Origin of the sequence: Brevundimonas sp. (assembly GCF_035998205.1) — a bacterium.
Classification (GTDB): domain Bacteria; phylum Pseudomonadota; class Alphaproteobacteria; order Caulobacterales; family Caulobacteraceae; genus Brevundimonas.
This window is the reverse complement of record NZ_DASYHT010000002.1, coordinates 301806-318938: the sequence shown is the minus strand read 5'-3', so window position 1 is coordinate 318938 and position 17133 is coordinate 301806. Positions and strand designations below refer to the sequence as shown.

Below are 17133 nucleotides of genomic sequence, written 5' to 3'. Positions count from 1 at the left end.
CGCCCGCCCCTAGAAGCGGCGGAAGTTGGCGCTGATGAAGAAGCGCCGGCCGAACAGGTCGAAGTTGTCGGCCGTGGTGTTGCCGAGCCAGCGGGCCGGCTCCGCGTCGAAGGCGTTGACCACGCCCGCGCGCAGGGTCACGTCATCCCGCACGTCCCAGCGCACCGAGAAGTCGTGCTGGCTGAAATCGCCGGTCTCGATGTACTTCAGGCTCTCGTAGCGGTCCGGGTTGGCGAGGATGTTGTCGATGTCCTCGATCTCCTGGCTGGCCTGCCAGTCCCAGTCCCAGCTGAACGACAGGGTGTCCGTCGGCGACCAGGTCAGGGTCGACAGCAGGCGCACGCGCGGCGAACCGACCGTATCCTGGAAGTCCGTCCCGTCGGCCGGATCGTCGATGTTGACGAAGTCGACCTGCTCGATCAGCCAGTTGCCGCGGATCGAGTGACGGAACGAGCCCCAGCCCCGGCCGGCGAAGCGCGGCACGTCCGCGCCCCAGCGCGCCGTGAAGTCGACGCCCTTGGCCGTCAGGGCGGCGTAGTTAAGCGAGCCCTCGATGAAGCTGGTGACCAGGAAGGTCGACGGATCACGGGTTTGCGTCAGGCAGGCGCCCGAGTTGACCTGATCGCCGCTCACGCACTGGTTGGCGGCGGCCTGGGCCGTCACCGAGTCGATCGCGTCGTTGATCTCGATATCGTAGTAATCCATCACGATCGCGAGGTTCGGCAGCAGATAGTCGGGCGTCCAGGCGAAGCCGTAGGTGAAGCTCTCCGATGTTTCCGGCTGCAGGAACGAATTGCCGCCCGAGAGACCCGAGACGCCGCCGCTGCCATAGTTCGGGACATAGGCGTTGCTGGCGCCGATATCCGCGAAGTTCAGGTTCAGACCGGCCGCCGCGGCGAGGGCGCCGCAGTTGGCGATGCGGTTGGCCGCGATCGTGCGGTCCGCGAGGTTGTTGATCACCGTCGCGCTGCAGGGATCCACGAAGCCGTTGGCGAAAGTCTGACCGAGCGGCTCATTGGTTTCGCTGAGGTTCGGCACCCGGATCGCGGTCGAGCTCGTGGCGCGCAGCAGAAGCTCATCCACCGGACGGTAGGTCAGGCCGAGGCTCCAGGTCTCCTGCTCGCCGACGTTCGAATAGTCGGAGAAGCGGTAGGCGCCGCTGATGTCCATCGACCGGCCGAGCCAGGTGTCGCGCATGACCGGCACCTGCAGCTCGGCGAACACCTCGTTGGTGTCATACGAGGCTTCAGGGAAGTCCGGACCGCTGTTCAGGAACAGCAGGCGGCCGGCGCGGTCACGGTCGCGGCCGATGCCGCTGGTCAGCTCCTTGCGGTACTCATAGCCGACCACAGCGCCGATCGGACCGGCGCCCCAGAGGTCCCACAGGTCGCCGCCGGCGAAGGCGACGAAGTCATGCTGCTTGTTCTGGTCCTCGACCTCGATCGAGGCCTGCATGTAGTCGAGCGCTTCCTGCGAGAAGCCGCCGGCGCCGAACACGCGCACCGGCACACACTGGCTGATGACGTCGCCCTGGCGCGAATAGGTCACGCCGCCGAGCGTCGCATCGGCGACCGGACGCCCCTGGGCCTGCAGCAGCTGCACGCGGCAGACCACTTCACCCGGACGACCGTTGACGATGCCGGCAGTGTCAACCACCGCGTCGGCCGCCGCCTGGTAGCGGACGATGTCCACGCCGAGTTCGACGTTGGAGTTGTCCATCTGGCCGTAGGTGTAGGCCGCTTCCCAGGTGATGTTCCGGACGAAGGCCAGATCCGGGGTCTCGCCACGGAGGCCCAGCACATAGCGCTGCAGCTCGCGGGTGTTGGTCTGGCTGCGCTCGGGGCCGTACAGCTTGTGCTGCGCCCGCGGGTCGGCGACCGTTCCGGTCAGAACGCCGGCCGAATTGTAGACCTGGCGGCGGTTGGCGAGAATGGCGGCGCGCACATCGGCCGGCAGGTAGGCGTTGTCGAGCCCGATCTCGAAGGCCGACGTGGCAGTGATGGCCCCGACCTCGCCCGCCGAGAACTGGCGCATGTTGAAGTCGTGGAACACCCGCTGGCCGGCGTCATAGGTCTCTTCCTTGACGTATTTGGCCTCGCCGAACGCCTCAAGGGTCCCGGCCAGGTTCATCGTGAAGCCGGTCTGGAAGCGGTAGTTTTCCGACTCCGGCAGGCGGCTGCTCTGGCCCTGCTCGGTGTTGGGGTTCTGCCCCAGACCGCCGTTGCTGAGCACCCGCGACACGCCCGTCTGGTTGCGGAGCGGGCCGAACACCACCGGCTGCGAGGCGCCGACGTCGGTATAGAGGTAGCTGTTGTTGGGATTGTTCGTCGGCGCCACCGCGAAGCAGTTGGCCGCGAAGGAAGCGGTGGAGCAGGTGACGAACGCCACATCCGGATCCGTCACCGGGCTGCGCTGCACGCCGGTCGCCAGGATGGTGATCCCGCCCCTATCCGTGCCGCGGATGTAGGTGCGCAGATTGTTGGTCAGGATCAGGTCCACCACGCCGTCACTCGTAGCAGTGGACGGGTCCGCGTCATTGCTGATGAAGCCCCAGGCCTCGCGCCGCCAGTCCACGTCGGCGTCCAGCACCTCGTCGCTGCGCTGGTACTCGCCCGAGACATAGACGTTCAGGCGGTCGTCGAGGAAGTTGCGTCCCCACAGGGCCGAAATCCGCTCGCTCATCTGGCCGTCCTGGTTGACCTCGGCCAGGGAGGCGTCGATCTCCAGACCGTCGAAGTCGTTGCGCAGGTTGAAGTTGACCACGCCCGACACGGCGTCGGCGCCATAGACGGCGGCCGCGCCGCCGGTGATCACTTCGGTGTTCTCGATCAGCAGGCGCGGGATGGTGTCGACGTCCACCGCCAGGCTGCCCGGCGAGGAGCCGACGTGACGGCGGCCGTCGACCAGCACCAGCGTGCGCGCCGTGCCGAGGCCGCGCAGATTCAGCAGCGACAGGCCGCCGTCATTCAGGTTCGAGCCCGTGGTGTCTTCCGGCACCTGCGAGAAGGACAGCGCCGGGATGTCGGCGAGGAAGTCGATGACGTTGACTTCGCCCGACTGCAGCACCTCTTCCTGGCCGATCTGGATCAGCGGGGTCGGGGCGTTGGTGGCGTCGCGACGGATGCGCGAGCCGGTGATGACGATCTCCTCGACTTCGGTGGCCTGCGGCCCCGTCGCGTCCTGGGCCGCGGCGACGCCGGCGCCGCCCATCAGTCCGGCCAGCACGGTCCCGGCGAGCAGGGCCCCGCGCAGAGTCCGGCGCGCATCAAAGTCTGCATACATGAAGTGTCACCCCAACCTTGGTGTTTCCGATGGGGCGCAGTTGCGTGCGGGACAGTCATCGACGCCACGAAATTTTCGGGATTGGGGCCAGATTCCGCCCCGGGCGTAGCATTCGTGCGACATATATTTGTCGAACATAGATATCGCGACAGGAAATGGCCATGTAACGCCGTATTCGACACTTGAATACGCCACAGACATGACGGTGTATCCATGTTCGGCCAGATTGCGTCAGGGCGGAGCCGTTCGCCGGCGACTCGCCGCCGGAACCCCCGACGCCTCCGCGCGTAGCTTCCGGGATGAGACTTCCGGCCGAGCTTGACCAGATCGAGACCACGCCCCTGCTGACGCTGGGCGGGGCGGCGCTGACGCTTGGCGAGGCCGTCTCGGCGGCGCTGGTTCTGACCGTCGCCATCGCCCTGTCGTGGCTGGCTACCCGCGGCCTGCGCCGGGCGCGCGAGCACCGGCCCGGGCGCCATGCCCAGGTGCTGTACCTGCTGGAGAAGCTGACCGGCTACGGCATCCTGATCGCCGGCGCCTTCACGGCCTTGTCGGCGGCCGGGCTGAACCTGTCGTCGCTGGCGGTGTTCGCCGGGGCCATCGGCATCGGCGTCGGGCTGGGCCTGCAGGGGGTGGTGAAGGAGTTCGTCTCCGGCCTGTTCCTGATCTTCGACCGCATGGTCTCGGTCGGTGACTATATTGAACTGGAGGACGGGGCCCGGGGCATGATCGTCGAGATCGGCCCGCGCGCCAGCCGCATCCGCACCAATGACAACATCAATGTGCTGGTGCCCAACAGCCAGCTGATCGAGCGGCCGGTGACCAACTGGACGCTCAAGGGCGACACCCGCCGCATCCATGTGCCCTTCGCCGTGGCCTATGGCGCCGACCGGGCAAAGGTGCGCGAGGCGGTGCTGCAGGCGGCCCGCGACATCCCCTTCACCCTGCCGGAGACCGAGACGCGCAAGTGCCAGGTCTGGCTGGTCGGCTTCGGCGAGTCCGGCCTCGACTTCGAGCTGCTGGTCTGGCCGACCCGCGACGCGGTCAAGCGCCCGGCCGCCATGCACGCCGCCTACACCTGGGCCATCGCCGAGGCGCTGGAGCGGGCCGGCATCGAGATCCCCTTCCCCCAGACCGACCTGCGCCTGCGCAGCGTGTTCGGGCGCGAGGGCGACGACGCCGCCGAGCTGTTCGGCCTGCGCCCGCGCGGGGCGCGCCCGGAGGCCGACGCGCCGCCGGCCGCCGCCGGCCGCGGGGACGACAACGACGCCGCTGCGGAGTTACTCTCGCCCCTGCCGCCCGAGGCGGAAACGGAATGAGACGGTGACGGAGCACGGCGCCGTGGGCCGCTCTCCGGTTTCTCCACGACATCCGCCCCGGGGCGTGCCACGCTGCGCCGATGAGCACGCCCGCCGACGATCCCCCAGTCCCCACCGGGCCCGCTGCGGAAGCCCCGGATCCCGCCGTGTCTGCGGGCCCGCCCGGCGAGACCCCCGTGCAACGCGCTCTTCGGCTGAAGCAGGCGCGGCTGGAGGCGCGTCCCAAACCGCCGCGCGGCGGGCGCTTCCAGCGTCAGCAGGCCGCCGGCGTGGCCCCCGGCGCCTCACGGCCCTGGACGCACAAATAGCGATCTCGCCGCGACCGGTCCGGATGGCGCCACAAGTCACGAACCCCTAGATTGCGTTCATGGCCCGTTCTCCCCGCTCGACCTCCGCGCCCGCCGGGCTGCAGGAGGCCCCCGCCGCCTTCGACCGCTCGGCCATGCCGATGTTCGCGCCGGTCACGGGACCGCGCCTGACGCCGGAGGAGGCGCCCGGGGCCGGGGCCGACTGGGTCCCGCACCGCCCCGCGCGGCCCGCGGCCCGGCTGCGCACCCCGTTCCGGCTGGTCAGCGCCTATACCCCCGCCGGGGATCAGCCCGCGGCCATCGCCGAGCTGGTGGCCCAGGCCGAGGCCGGCGACCGCGACCAGGTGCTGCTGGGCGTCACCGGCTCGGGCAAGACCTTCACCATGGCCAAGGTCATCGAACAGACCCAGCGCCCGGCGCTGATCCTCGCGCACAACAAGACCCTGGCGGCCCAGCTCTATTCCGAGTTCAAGGCCTTCTTCCCGGACAATGCGGTCGAATACTTTGTCAGCTACTACGACTACTACCAGCCGGAAGCCTATGTTCCGCGCACGGATACTTATATTGAAAAGGACTCCAGCATAAACGAGCAGATCGACCGGATGCGGCACGCGGCGACGCGGGCGATCCTGGAGCGGGACGACGTCATCGTCGTGGCGTCGGTCAGCTGCATCTACGGCATCGGCTCGGTCGAGACCTATACGGCCATGACCTTCACCCTGAAGGTCGGCGACACCATCGACGAGGCCAAGCTGCGGGCCGACCTGATCGCCCTGCAGTACAAGCGCAACGACGCCGCCTTCGATCGCGGCATGTTCAGGAAGCGCGGCGACGTCATCGAGATCTTCCCGGTCCACCAGGAGGACCGCGCCTGGCGCGTCAGCCTGTTCGGCGACGAGATCGAGGCCATCGCCGAGTTCGATCCCCTGACCGGTGCCAAGACGGCCGACCTGAAGGAGATCACCGTCTACGCCGCCAGCCACTACGTCACCCCGCGGCCGACGCTCAACCAGGCCATCACCGGCATCAAGGCCGAGCTGAAGGAGACGCTCGACTGGATGGTCGAGAACGGCAAGCTGCTGGAGGCCCAGCGGCTGGAGCAGCGCACCCGCTTCGACCTGGAGATGATGGAGGCCACCGGCTCCTGCGCCGGCATCGAGAACTACAGCCGCTGGCTGACCGGCCGCGCCCCGGGCGAGCCGCCGCCGACCTTCTTCGAATACATCCCCGACAACGCCCTGCTGTTCGTCGACGAGAGCCACGTCACCGTCGGCCAGATCGGGGCCATGTACCGCGGCGACTATCGCCGCAAGTCGACCCTGGCCGAGTACGGCTTCCGCCTGCCCTCCTGCATCGACAACCGCCCGCTCAAGTTCGACGAGTGGGACGCCATGCGGCCCCAGACCATCCACGTCAGCGCCACCCCCGGCCCGTGGGAGATGGAGCGCACCGGCGGCGTCTTCGTCGAACAGGTGATCCGCCCCACCGGCCTGGTCGACCCGCCGGTCGAGGTGCGCCCGGTCACCGGCGCCACCCGCAACCAGGTCGACGACGTCATCGCCGAGGTCAAGGACACCGCCCGCGCCGGCTACCGCAGCCTGGTCACCGTCCTGACCAAGAAGATGGCCGAGGACCTGACCGAATACATGCACGAGCAGGGCGTGCGCGTGCGCTACATGCACTCGGACGTCGACACCCTCGAGCGCATCGAGATCCTGCGCGACCTGCGCCTCGGCGCCTTCGACGTCCTCATCGGCATCAACCTTTTGCGCGAGGGCCTCGACATCCCCGAGTGCGGCCTGGTCGCCATCCTCGACGCCGACAAGGAGGGCTTCCTGCGCTCCGAAACGTCGCTGATCCAGACCATCGGCCGCGCCGCCCGCAACGTCGACGGCCGCGTCATCCTCTACGCCGACCGCATCACCGGCTCGATGGAGCGGGCCATGGCCGAGACCACGCGCCGGCGCGAGAAGCAGGTGGCGTACAATGCCGAGCACGGCATCACGCCCGAGAGCGTGAAGCGCGACATCAAGGAGATCCTCGCCAGCCCCTACGAGAGCCGCGCCCTCGACCAGCTGACCGCCCCCGGCATGAAGGAGGACGCCAGGCCCTTCGTCGGCTCCAACTTCCAGGCCGCCCTCAAGGACCTGGAGACCCGCATGCGCGACGCCGCCGCCAACCTCGAGTTCGAGGAGGCGGCGCGGCTCCGGGACGAGATCAAGCGGATGAAGGCGCTGGATCTGGAGTTCGCCAACGAGATGCTGACCGGGGCCGGGGAAGAGGTGGACGCCGCGGCGCCGCGGCGCTGGCGCAAGGAAGCCGCGGCGGAGAAGGCGGCGCGGGGGAAGAAGGGAAGGTAGGCCTCTCTGCTCCCCATCGCCCTCGATGGGGAGCAGGACCGCGCAGCGGTGGAGGGGCTGGAGGAAAGCAGACTTGTTTCGACTGGCCATGAGACCTCCACCGGGCCCCATCTTCCGAGGGCTGAGCATTTGGCAGCCCACCTGCGCTGCGGATTGCCGACGAACTCTCGTTCGACAGGCTGACATTTCGCCGCTAGTTTATTGATCGCACGAAGGGCTGAGGGCTGTGATGAATCCGAGCGTAAAAGAGCTTCTAAAGGACCTGTCGTTTGGCGGCTCGGTGGCTGAATTCGACGCTCATCTGAAGGATTATTTCCTAGAGACCCACGCCTTCCGGGAGTTAATCACGGATAGAAAAGATATAGTCGCCGGTGACAAGGGAACCGGAAAGACTGCTATATTCAAAGTTCTTCATGAGAGGTACCCTTATATACAGGAGCTGTCTCACGTCGTAGTAGTGCCAGCCTTCAACACTAGCGGGGACCCGATTTTCCAAGAAATTGCAACCAGATCCCCTCAAGAAGAGGGTGAGTATATTATGTTCTGGAAGGGCTTCATACTCGCTCTAGTCGGAAACTGGTTGCTAAAGCATAACAGATATGACAAGAAATCTCCGCTCAACGACCTTGATAATCTCTTGCGGGGTCTTGGACTTCGTTCGGAGTTGGATCAGCCCCGGCCTGTATTCGATAGGATTATGGCAAAGGCGGCCGGCGTATTCTCTTGGCAGGCAGCTGAGCTAAAGTTCGGTGCTGGCGCAGAGGGGATATCTCTCACGCCGCGCGTGGAGTTCGACAAACGCACCAAGGCGGATGCTCGGATCATCCCTGTCGCCGGCGCCTTGGCGCTACTGAATAAATGCCTAGCTGAAACGGGCAAGGTAGCCTGGGTCGCGATCGATCGGATGGATGAGGCGTTCCAAGGCTACCCAGATGTTGAAATTCCCGCACTTCGGGCGCTCTTTCGAACATATCTCGATTTCGCAGAATTCAATAGGATTAAGCTGAAACTGTTCGTGCGGCAGGACCTGTTCCGTCGCATAGTGAGCGAGACGTTTGTGAACCTGTCCCACATAAACGACAGGAAGGTGGACGTCATTTGGGATGAAGAAGACCTCATGAGCCTTCTTGTTCGTCGAGTTAGGCAAGGAAAAATATTCGCCGCTCGATCAAATATCAGTAAACTTGATGATAAGGATGTCTTTTATTCTGTGTTTCCAGACAAGATCGACGCAGGGAAGCGCCAACCGGAAACATGGACTTGGATGATGGGGCGCATTAAGGACGGGAACGGTGTTAAGCCGCCTAGAAACTTAATCGATCTGGCTACTTTCGCGAGAGACGCTCAGCTCCGTAAAGAAGAAAGGGAGCGCGAGCCTAGGCCGTTTGTGGAAGGCAAGGCAATGATTGAAGCCGAGGCGGTGCGAAAGGCGTTAGGCGTACTAAGTGATAGGCGAGTGAACGATACCCTTCTGGCGGAGGCCCGTTCGCTTGCTCCCTGCGTTCGGAAATTTAAGAATAGTCGGTCCGAGCATAACGAAGGGTCGATCTCCGATGTATTAGGTGAGGACATTTCTTCAACGCGAACAAAGATCGAGCAGTTGAGAGAGTTGGGCTTTCTAGAGGAGGTCGGCTCGTCCTATAAAATCCCGATGCTTTACCGAGGTGGTTTGAACATCACGCAAGGGAAGGCCTTCTAGCTAACGCATGGAAACCGGGTCCCACCTCGGCCGTGATACCACGCGGGGGTCGTCGCGGCTGAGGGGGGCTACCCCCCCCGGTTGGTAGCGCACCCTCCCGACTTCCGACACGCTCTCCCATGACGGGCACCGCGCCACGCCGAAGTTCGCCATCCTCTCCCGCGTCGACGCCTACATCGACTAAAGCTGCACCGTCACGGCCGCGTCGGCCGAGGAGGCGGTCAACGTGGTCTATGAGGGCCTCGTGGACGTGACGTCGGAGAAGCAGGGCGTCACCGAATTCGACGCCGTGCGCATGTCGGCCATCGACGCCGACGGCGAGGACATCGACGGCTACACCCGCGGCAAGGGGTAAAGCCCCTCTCCCGGCGGGAGAGGGCTTGAGCGCCCGGGAGCCCGCAAGGGCGATCGGCCTTGCGCGAAAGGGTGAGGGGTTACGGGGGGCGGGAGGTGTCGCGGCCGACGGCATCGGCGCGCAAAGCGTCTGAAGTCGTACCCCCTCACCCCCTGGCTGCTTCGCGCCGCCCTTCGGGTCGCGCGAGACCGCGCGCTGCGCTTGCGGGCGCTCAGGCCCTCTCCCCATGGGAGAGGGCGACCGTCGCGAGACCCCTCATCCGTCAGGCTTCGCCTGCCACCTTCTCCCACAAGGGGAGAAGGATAAGGAACGCCGCCCGCGCTGAGCTGGCGGGGCTGACGCGCGCCCGACCACCGCTTAAGGTGGTCGTCGATGGATCGCATCGGCAACCTCAAGTGGGAAGCGGCCAGGACGGCAACGCAAGGCGGGGCCGGGTAGGCCGTGCCGATCCGGCCCGAGCACATTGTCGAGGCCCTGTCCCAACTTGGCGGGGAAGCGCATCTTGATGAGATCGTCCCACGAGTGGTCGCGCTTGTGCCGGATCATCAGGCCCGCAGCCCCGCGGCGAGCGTCCGGGCGCGACTGCAGGAGTACTGTTCCGCGTCGCCCCATTACAAAGGAAGGGACGACCTGTTCGAGAGCGTCCATGGCCTCGCCGCGAGGGCCGGCGTGTGGCGGCTGAGGTCCGACGAACTGAGTGCGGCCCATCCCGACAGCGTAATTGACGGTGCCGAGGCGGAGATAGAAGCGGTGGAAGGCCGCGCCGTCCTCCGCATGCACCTCCGCCGGGAGCGCTCCCGCAAGCTGATCGAGACCTTCAAGGCGTCCCTGACCTCCTTCGCCTGCGAGGCCTGCGGGGTCGACATGGAGGCGATCTATGGCCCCCTCGGCGCGGGCTATATCGAGGCGCACCACCGGATACCGGTGGCGCAGCTGGAGCCGGGCCAGACGACCCGGCTGGCCGACCTCGCCGCCGTCTGCGCCAACTGCCACCGCATCCTGCACCGCAACGGCCTGATGTCGGTGGAGGACCTGGCGGCCCACCTCCGCGCCCGACGCGGCTGGCCCCTGGCCGCGGAGCCCCGCCCCGAAGACTGGCAGGGCCCTGACAAGGGCTGAAGCCCCCCACCCCGCCGGCGGTGTCACCCCCACCCCGGCCCTCCCCCCTCAAGGGGGAGGGAGACGGGGGGCGGGGCGGCGGGAGACGCCGCGCCCCACAGCGTCAGCGCAAGTGTCGGCTGACGTCGTACCCCCTCACCCCTTCGCGCGAGTCCACTCGCTGCGCTTGCGGGCGCTCAGGCCCTCTCCCCATGGGAGAGGGCGACCCAATGATAGGCCGCCGCTCTGCCACGCCGTCGTGCCCGTTGGGCCTTCGCTGTGGTCGCTGTGATCCCTTGAGCCGCCCCCCCACGTCCGCCCCTGACGCAGCGGGCCCCTAGCCTCTCCGCCCATGACTGACGCCCCGTCCCGCCGACGCATTCGCCCCGAGGCTGTCTGGGCCGAGGTGCGCCGGGCGTGGGAGGGCGGGGAGACGGCGCGGTCGGTGGCCAGGCGGTACGATGTCGGGGTGCACGCCCTGTGGAAGCGGCGCGAGGCGGAAGGGTGGACGCGGCCGGACCCTGCGTACGGGCCGGTCGAGCCGGCGGAGGGCTGGTCCGACCATGCCGCGGCGCGCTGGGACGCCTTCGAGGCGCGGCTGGCGGAGGAGCGGGACCTGGCGCGGGCGCTGGCGGCGGGGCTGGTGGGGCGGCGGCCGGAGGACGTGCCCCTGTGGCACCTGCCCTTCGTCATGCAGTGGCGGGCCGAGCATCTGGGGCCCGGGGTCGCCGCCGACGACCGGGCCCGCAACCTCGACCAGGCCTGGGCGGCGGTGATCTGGGACGCGCAGGGGCGGATGGGCCGGCTCGACGTCATGACCCGGGCGCTGGCCCGCCTCTACCGCGACGACTGGCGCGCGCAGGAGAAACTGCCCGCGTGGGCCGCCCCGGACTGGCCGTAGGGGGTGGGCCGGAGGGGGCGCCGGTTCATCACGGAGAGCACGGAGAAAGACACAGAGGCCACGGCGGCGTCGCGGCGCTGCGCCGAAGGCGCCTTGTCTTGCGCGCCACAGGAGAAGGCGCTGCGCGCGACGCTGCACAGGGCCGTTGTGTCCTTTGTGCCCCCTCCGTGCTCTCCGTGATGAACCAGCCGGCGTCGGCGCTGGCACCCCTCATCCGTCATGCTCCGCATGACACCCGTCGTCGGATCGCATGCGATCCTCCTCCACCCGCAAGGGGAGAAGGAAAGGGGCGCGGCGCCGTCGCACCACGTCGCTGTGCCCGCCGTGACCTCGCTGTGGTCGCTGTGATCCCTTGACCTGACGGCGGTGCCGCCCCTCCCCCATGAAGGGGGAGGAGAAGCCCCCTACTGCACCCAGCTGGCGCCGCTGACGGCCGGGCCGAGCAGGAGGGCGTTGAGGAACAGCGGCTTGAGGCCGTCGAGGTAGGCGCGGGTGGTGGGGTCCTGGGTGAAGACCACGACCTGGCCGCGACCGACCGGGGTGACCAGCACCGCCGGCTTGAAGGCCAGGGCGCGGCGGGTCTCGTCCCACAGCTGGCCCGAGGCGCGCAGATCATCGGGGCCGAGGTAGCGCACCACATTGGCGCCGGCGTCGGGGCTGAGCGGGGCGAAGGTGGCGTCGCCCTGGGCCAGCAGGATCAGCTCCGGCGCGATGCCGGCGGCCAGCCAGTGGTCCGGGTCGGTGCGGGCGCGCACCAGGGCCCCGGCCACCGAGGTGGGCCGTTCGGTCCCCAGCACCGCCTCGCGGAACTCGGCCTCGGTGGCGAACAGGGTGCGCTCCGTGCCGGCCGCCTCGCCTTCCGGATCGGTCTCCAGCCGCACGGCGCCCAGCTTGTTGTCCTCATCGGCGACGAGGGCGGCGGGGCCCGAGCCGAGGGTGACGAGGATGCCGCCGCGCTCGACCCAGGCGCGCAGGTTGGCGATGCCGCGCGCGCCGAGGCGGCCGGCGTAGTCGCCGCCGTCGGGCAGGACGATGACCGGGTAGCGGTTGAGGTCGGCCCCGGCGAGGCGGGCGGTGCGGGCGGCGGTGACCGGCAGGCCGAACTCGCGCTCGAGGATGTGGCGCGCGGCCCCGGCGGCGGTCGGGTCGGTGGGCTCGTCCCAGGCCAGCAGGACGTTGGGCAGGGTCAGGCCGACGGCCTCGGCCGAGCCGAAGCTGATGCCCGAGGTGGTCCAGCTGCCGTCGACGCCGACGACGCGGGCGCCGGTGGCGGCGGCGAGGGCCTGCAGCCGCTGCGGCAGGTCCGCAGCCACATCAGCGGACTGGCCGGCGCGGGGCACCAGCACGGTCCCGGCGGGCCAGGCGCCGCTCTCGTGGGTGAAGGGGGCGAGCATGGCCCGGGCGGCCACGCCCTGGCGCAGCAGGGCGATGGTCAGCTTCTGGCCGGCCGCGCCCGGATGGATCAGGTAGCCGTAGCGGGCGTCGGGATTGGCCACGGCGGCGGGCCGCACCAGCTCGGGGCCGACGGCGGTGGTCGCCACCTGCGGAGCGGCGCCGCAGGCCTCGGCCGGGACGTTGAACATCAGCGGCAGGGACCAGGCGGTGACGTCATAGAGCTCGTCGCCGAGGCCGCGGTCGCGGCGCGCCGCCTGACGGGCCATGAAGTCTTCCGGCACCGGCACGTCGCGGGTCAGCAGCACCTCGGCCATGCGGCGCAGGGGCTGGCTGCGGCTGACCACATAGGCGCCCGCCGGCCACTGGCGGCCGCACGCGGCGAAGGCGCGATCGGCGCGGCCGACCTCGACGCCCGAACGGACCAGCAGGCCGGCCAGCCGGTCGACCGCGGTCGGGTCGGCCGGGTTGGGCCCGAGGATGTAGGCGCCGCGGCCGCCCTCGACGCCGTCCCGGGCGAAGGCCCAGCGGTCGCGCAGCAGCCGCTCGCGGTTGGTCGCCGCCGCCTCGATGGTCGACAGCAGGGCGACGAAGGTGTTGCGCACGCTCTCGCGGTAGGTCAGCAGGCTGCCGTCGCTGCGGCGCCCGACGAGGCCCCGGGCCGAGCCCTGCTCGTAGGTCATGGACACGGCGCCGAGGTAGGCCGGCCAGCCGTCGCCATAGCCCGGGTAGAAGGCGTCGAAGATCTGGCGCACGAAATAGGGCTGGCCGATCTCGTCGAAGCGCCGCGCCGTGTTGCGCCCGATGGTCTCGCGCATGGCCAGGGTCGAGGCCGGCAGCCAGGGGTTCAGCGGGTCGGCTTCGGGCGGGAAGAAGAAGCTCTCGTCCGTGCCCATCTCGTGGGCGTCGACCAGCACATGGGGGCGCCAGTCCAGCACCACGGCGGCGTGGCCCTCGGTCTCCGGCTGGCTCTGGATGAACCAGTCGCGGTTCAGGTCGAACAGGGCGTGGTTGAAGCGCCCGCCCGGCCAGGGCTGGGCCCGCTCGGCCGACAGCGGGTCGGGGTTGGGCTCGACGCCGAGGCCGGCGCGGAAGCTGTTGATGAAGCGGTCGCGGCCGTCGGGGTTCTGGGTCGGCACGATGACCACCACCGTGCGCTCCAGCCAGGTGCGCACCGCCGGATCGCGCGAGGCCAGCAGATGGTGCGCCGTGGCGGCGGCGGCGTCGGCCGGGCTGATCTCGTCACCGTGCACCGAATGGGCCAGCCAGACGATGGCCGGCAGCCCGGCGATCAGCCGCTCGGCCTCGGCGACGCCGGTGGCGCGCGGGTCGGACAGGGCGCGCGAGCCGGCCTTAATCTCGTCCAGGCGCGCCAGATTGGCCGGCGAGGCCACGACCGCGCCCCACAGCGCCCGGCCCTCGTGGGTCTGGCCGTAGTCGAACAGCCGCACCCGGTCGGGCGCGTGAGCGGCCAGGGCCTCGAAATAGCGCCGCAGCTCGGCCGGCCGGCTGATCTGTTCGCCGGAGGCCCAGCCCAGCACGCCCTGCAGCGTCGGCACGGCCGGATCGTAGGTCGCGCCCACGAGCAGCGGCGGGGCGGCGACCTGACCGGGGCTCTGGGCGCTCACGGGCGCGGCGGCGGACAGGACAAGACCGGCCAGAAGTGCGGCGGCGACGCGACGAGACATGGGATCCCCTTCAGACAGGGGACCAGCCTAGCCGTTGCAGGGGCCGGCGGGATAGTCCCGACGCGTCGATCAGGCGGCCTCGTGCGCCGGTGTCGCGGCCCGGCGTTGGCGCAGGCGGCGTCGCCAGCGGAACAGGACGGTCAGCAGGGCGATCAGCACCAGCGGGATCAGCAGCGGCGCGAGCAGGGCGAGCACGACCAGACCCGCCACGCCGAGGTCCTCCAGCACCGACAGGACCGGATTGGCCAGCCCGCCGGTGGTCAGGGTCGAGGCCGCGCGCAGGCCGCTCGACACCCCGGCGAACAGCAGGGCGGTCGGGGCGCCGACGATCACCCCGGCCACCGCCGCCGCGACCGGATCGACCGACCAGAAGACGCTGCCCGCCGCCACCGCCGCCGCCAGCGGCCGCGCCACCAGTCCGATGGACTGCAGGGCATTGTCGACCAGCGGGATCTTGTCGCCGAGCAGCTCCAGCGCCGCGGCGAGGCCCAGCGCCACGAGGGCGGCGTCGCCCACCAGCCACTGCATGTCCGGGTGCAGCTGCAGCCCGAACAGGCCGAACCGCGCCGCCAGCCCCAGCATGAGCAGCGGCAGGAAGGCGCGCAGCCCGCTGGCCGCGGCCAGCCCGAGCCCGAGCAGCGCCGGCAGAATCCAGACCTGCAGCGGGCCTGCGGCGGCGCCCGCTTGCTGAAGCCAAAGGCCCCCGTTGCTGATCCATGAGTCCATCTGCGCCTCCCGCCACGCTCCACGTCAGGGAACACCCCCGGGCCAGCGAGGTTCAAGAGGCGTTCCCCCGAACAGGCCCCCCATGCCCTCCCGACACCCCGCCGCCGTTACGGCCACCATCGCCCCCCTGACCGTCCTGCTCCTCGTCGCGCTCCTGCTCGCGGCCGGAGCGCTCGGCGGGGGGTTGACGCGGCCGGCCGGGTCCGACCTCCGAAAGGATACGCTCCATGTCGTCCGATGATCGCACCGAGGCCTTCCACGACGCCTTCCACGACGCCGCCGGGGCGGTCGCCGAACACGAGCGCGAGATCCAGCGCGGCGTTGAAGCCGCTGAAGGCGATGACGCAGAGGGCGAAGGGGCTGTCCAGGCCGGGGCCCGGCCCTATCCGGCGCCGCCCCTGCCCCGCCAGCACCAGCCCAAGCCCGGCGACGAGGCGGCGCTGGACCCCGCCCCGATGTACGACGCGCCCTACTGGAAGGGCTCCGGCAAGCTGGAGGGCCGCGTCGCCCTGATCACCGGCGCCGACTCCGGCATCGGCCGGGCCGTGGCCGTCCTCTTCGCCCGGGAGGGCTGCGACGTGGTCATCTGCCACCTCGACGAGGAGCGCGACGCCGCCGAGACCCGCCGCGCCGTCGAGGCCGAGGGCCGCGCCGCCATCGTGCTGAAGGGTGACGTGGCCGACCCGGCCGTCTGCCGCGCCGCGGTCGAGGCGGCGCTGAGCGCCTTCGGCCGCCTCGACGTGCTGGTGCCCAACGCCGCCTTCCAGGAGCATGTGGAACGGTTCGAGGACCTGACGGCGGAGCATTTCGACCGCACCCTCAAGACCAACCTCTACGGCTATTTCCACCTGACCCAGGCCGCGGTCCCGCACATGACCAACGGCGGGGCCATCGTCATGACCGGCTCGGTGACCGGCCTGATGGGCAGCAGCCAGCTGCTCGACTATTCGATGACCAAGGGCGGCATCCACGCCTTCGCCCGCTCGCTGGGCACGCATCTGGCGCCGCGCGGCATCCGGGTGAATGTGGTGGCGCCGGGCCCGGTCTGGACCCCGCTGAACCCCGCCGACCGCTCGGCCGACGACATCACGCAGTTCGGCGCCCAGACGGTGATGAAGCGTCCGGCCCAGCCGGAGGAGATCGCCCCCGCCTACGTCTTCCTGGCCTCGCCGCAGATGTCGAGCTTCATCACGGGTGAGATTCTGCCGATCATCGGCGGCTACTCGGGGGGGTGAGCCTCATGCTCGGCCTTCGGCGGCAGGGCGAACAGGGTCAGAAACCGTTCAAGGGCCTTGCGGTCGCCGGTCACGGCCAGCTGCCCCGCCGCCTCCAGCGCCGCCAGCGGCACGCCGCCATAGGCCGCCGCCGCCATGGGCTCGGGAGCGCCGGTGACCACGGCGTCCGCAGGGGCAGGCGTCTCGACCCGCGCCGGCCGGACGCCCTCGGGCCCTACCGCCACACGCCAGCTGTCGAGACCGAAGCGGAAGCCGATCACGACCTCGCCCGACGCCGCGCGCTCCGGCACGACCATGGTGGTGAAGGACAGCATCAGCGAACTGCCCGACAGCGGCAGGGTCGGGTCATGCTGCGGCGACCGCGCGGCCCAGCGCCCCAGCACCCGGAACACGGGCTCGATCTCCTGGCCCCAGTCGGTCAGCTCATAGACCTGCACCGCCGCAGGGGGCGGCAGCCGGCGCCGGCGGACGATGCCCGAGGCCTCCAGCCCCTCCAGCCGCTGGGTCAGCACATTGGCGCTGATCCCGCACAGGTCGCCCTTGAGATCGCTGAAGCGCCGCGGCCCGAAGATCAGCTCGCGGATCACCAGCAGCGCCCATCGCTCGCCGACCAGGTCCAGCCCGTGCGCCGCGCCGCAGGCGTCGGCGTACCGCCGGCCCACACTATGAGTTATCTTTTCTAACTTCATTGTTGCCAAGGCTAACTCGGCGCCCTACGAGTCGCAACGGGACAGAGGGAGAGGACGACGATGGGCCGCACGATCTTCATC

General features: G+C 69.3%; 12 protein-coding genes. 8 read left to right on the top strand and 4 right to left on the bottom strand.

Translation table 11 applies throughout. The features are described from left to right. Positions 1 to 9 precede the first annotated feature (9 nt). On the bottom strand, positions 10 to 3282 hold the full coding sequence (locus VGN74_RS01610; RefSeq protein WP_327445614.1) for a TonB-dependent receptor domain-containing protein: 3273 nt from the start codon (positions 3280 to 3282) through the stop codon (positions 10 to 12). 299 nt (positions 3283 to 3581) lie between these two features. Between VGN74_RS01610 and VGN74_RS01605 the strand changes: the two genes are divergently transcribed. The 7 genes from VGN74_RS01605 (at position 3582) to VGN74_RS01575 (ending at position 11322) form a co-directional block, all read left to right on the top strand. After that, a complete protein-coding gene (locus tag VGN74_RS01605) occupies positions 3582 to 4601 on the top strand; it encodes a mechanosensitive ion channel family protein (protein ID WP_327445613.1) in 1020 nt (339 codons plus the stop codon). Between the two features lie 80 nt (positions 4602 to 4681). Beyond that, positions 4682 to 4909: a hypothetical protein gene (locus VGN74_RS01600; RefSeq protein WP_327445612.1), complete on the top strand. Its 228-nt coding sequence runs from the start codon at positions 4682 to 4684 to the stop codon at positions 4907 to 4909. A 59-nt stretch (positions 4910 to 4968) separates the two neighbouring features. Next, complete coding sequence (gene uvrB, locus VGN74_RS01595) at positions 4969 to 7269, top strand: excinuclease ABC subunit UvrB (RefSeq protein WP_327445611.1); 2301 nt, start codon at positions 4969 to 4971, stop codon at positions 7267 to 7269. 229 nt (positions 7270 to 7498) lie between these two features. Beyond that, on the top strand, positions 7499 to 8968 hold the full coding sequence (locus tag VGN74_RS01590; RefSeq protein ID WP_327445610.1) for a P-loop ATPase, Sll1717 family: 1470 nt from the start codon (positions 7499 to 7501) through the stop codon (positions 8966 to 8968). Between the two features lie 226 nt (positions 8969 to 9194). After that, positions 9195 to 9323 carry a hypothetical protein gene (locus VGN74_RS01585; RefSeq protein WP_327445609.1) on the top strand — a complete coding sequence of 43 codons (129 nt, stop codon included), beginning with the start codon at positions 9195 to 9197 and terminating at the stop codon, positions 9321 to 9323. A 774-nt stretch (positions 9324 to 10097) separates the two neighbouring features. Beyond that, positions 10098 to 10442 carry an HNH endonuclease gene (locus tag VGN74_RS01580; protein ID WP_327445608.1) on the top strand — a complete coding sequence of 115 codons (345 nt, stop codon included), beginning with the start codon at positions 10098 to 10100 and terminating at the stop codon, positions 10440 to 10442. 331 nt (positions 10443 to 10773) lie between these two features. Then, positions 10774 to 11322: a hypothetical protein gene (locus VGN74_RS01575; RefSeq protein WP_327445607.1), complete on the top strand. Its 549-nt coding sequence runs from the start codon at positions 10774 to 10776 to the stop codon at positions 11320 to 11322. A 404-nt stretch (positions 11323 to 11726) separates the two neighbouring features. Here the strand turns inward: VGN74_RS01575 and VGN74_RS01570 are convergent, their stop codons facing one another. Together VGN74_RS01570 and VGN74_RS01565 are read right to left on the bottom strand one after the other, a co-directional pair. Continuing rightward, positions 11727 to 14402 carry a M14 family metallopeptidase gene (locus tag VGN74_RS01570; RefSeq protein ID WP_327445606.1) on the bottom strand — a complete coding sequence of 892 codons (2676 nt, stop codon included), beginning with the start codon at positions 14400 to 14402 and terminating at the stop codon, positions 11727 to 11729. Positions 14403 to 14471: 69 nt separating this feature from the next. Then, positions 14472 to 15128, bottom strand: coding sequence for a DUF4126 domain-containing protein (locus tag VGN74_RS01565; RefSeq protein WP_327445605.1), 657 nt, complete (start codon positions 15126 to 15128; stop codon positions 14472 to 14474). Positions 15129 to 15355: 227 nt separating this feature from the next. Here VGN74_RS01565 and VGN74_RS01560 point away from each other — a divergent pair, with 227 nt between their 5' ends. Then, complete coding sequence (locus tag VGN74_RS01560; RefSeq protein WP_327445604.1) at positions 15356 to 16363, top strand: SDR family oxidoreductase; 1008 nt, start codon at positions 15356 to 15358, stop codon at positions 16361 to 16363. Here the strand turns inward: VGN74_RS01560 and VGN74_RS01555 are convergent. Continuing rightward, positions 16348 to 17052 (bottom strand): winged helix-turn-helix transcriptional regulator, encoded by a 705-nt coding sequence (locus VGN74_RS01555; protein WP_327445603.1) that lies wholly within the window; start codon positions 17050 to 17052, stop codon positions 16348 to 16350. The genes VGN74_RS01560 and VGN74_RS01555 overlap by 16 nt on opposite strands. Positions 17053 to 17133 lie beyond the last annotated feature (81 nt).

Excerpts from the sequence above, each read along its gene's own strand:
- VGN74_RS01610 (WP_327445614.1), bottom strand. The coding sequence starts at position 3,282 with ATGTATGCAGACTTTGATGCGCGCCGGACTCTGCGCGGGGCCCTGCTC.
- VGN74_RS01605 (WP_327445613.1), top strand. The coding sequence starts at position 3,582 with ATGAGACTTCCGGCCGAGCTTGACCAGATCGAGACCACGCCCCTGCTG.
- VGN74_RS01600 (WP_327445612.1), top strand. The coding sequence starts at position 4,682 with ATGAGCACGCCCGCCGACGATCCCCCAGTCCCCACCGGGCCCGCTGCG.
- uvrB (WP_327445611.1), top strand. The coding sequence starts at position 4,969 with ATGGCCCGTTCTCCCCGCTCGACCTCCGCGCCCGCCGGGCTGCAGGAG.
- VGN74_RS01590 (WP_327445610.1), top strand. The coding sequence starts at position 7,499 with ATGAATCCGAGCGTAAAAGAGCTTCTAAAGGACCTGTCGTTTGGCGGC.
- VGN74_RS01580 (WP_327445608.1), top strand. The coding sequence starts at position 10,098 with ATGCACCTCCGCCGGGAGCGCTCCCGCAAGCTGATCGAGACCTTCAAG.
- VGN74_RS01575 (WP_327445607.1), top strand. The coding sequence starts at position 10,774 with ATGACTGACGCCCCGTCCCGCCGACGCATTCGCCCCGAGGCTGTCTGG.
- VGN74_RS01570 (WP_327445606.1), bottom strand. The coding sequence starts at position 14,402 with ATGTCTCGTCGCGTCGCCGCCGCACTTCTGGCCGGTCTTGTCCTGTCC.
- VGN74_RS01565 (WP_327445605.1), bottom strand. The coding sequence starts at position 15,128 with ATGGACTCATGGATCAGCAACGGGGGCCTTTGGCTTCAGCAAGCGGGC.
- VGN74_RS01560 (WP_327445604.1), top strand. The coding sequence starts at position 15,356 with ATGTCGTCCGATGATCGCACCGAGGCCTTCCACGACGCCTTCCACGAC.
- VGN74_RS01555 (WP_327445603.1), bottom strand. The coding sequence starts at position 17,052 with ATGAAGTTAGAAAAGATAACTCATAGTGTGGGCCGGCGGTACGCCGAC.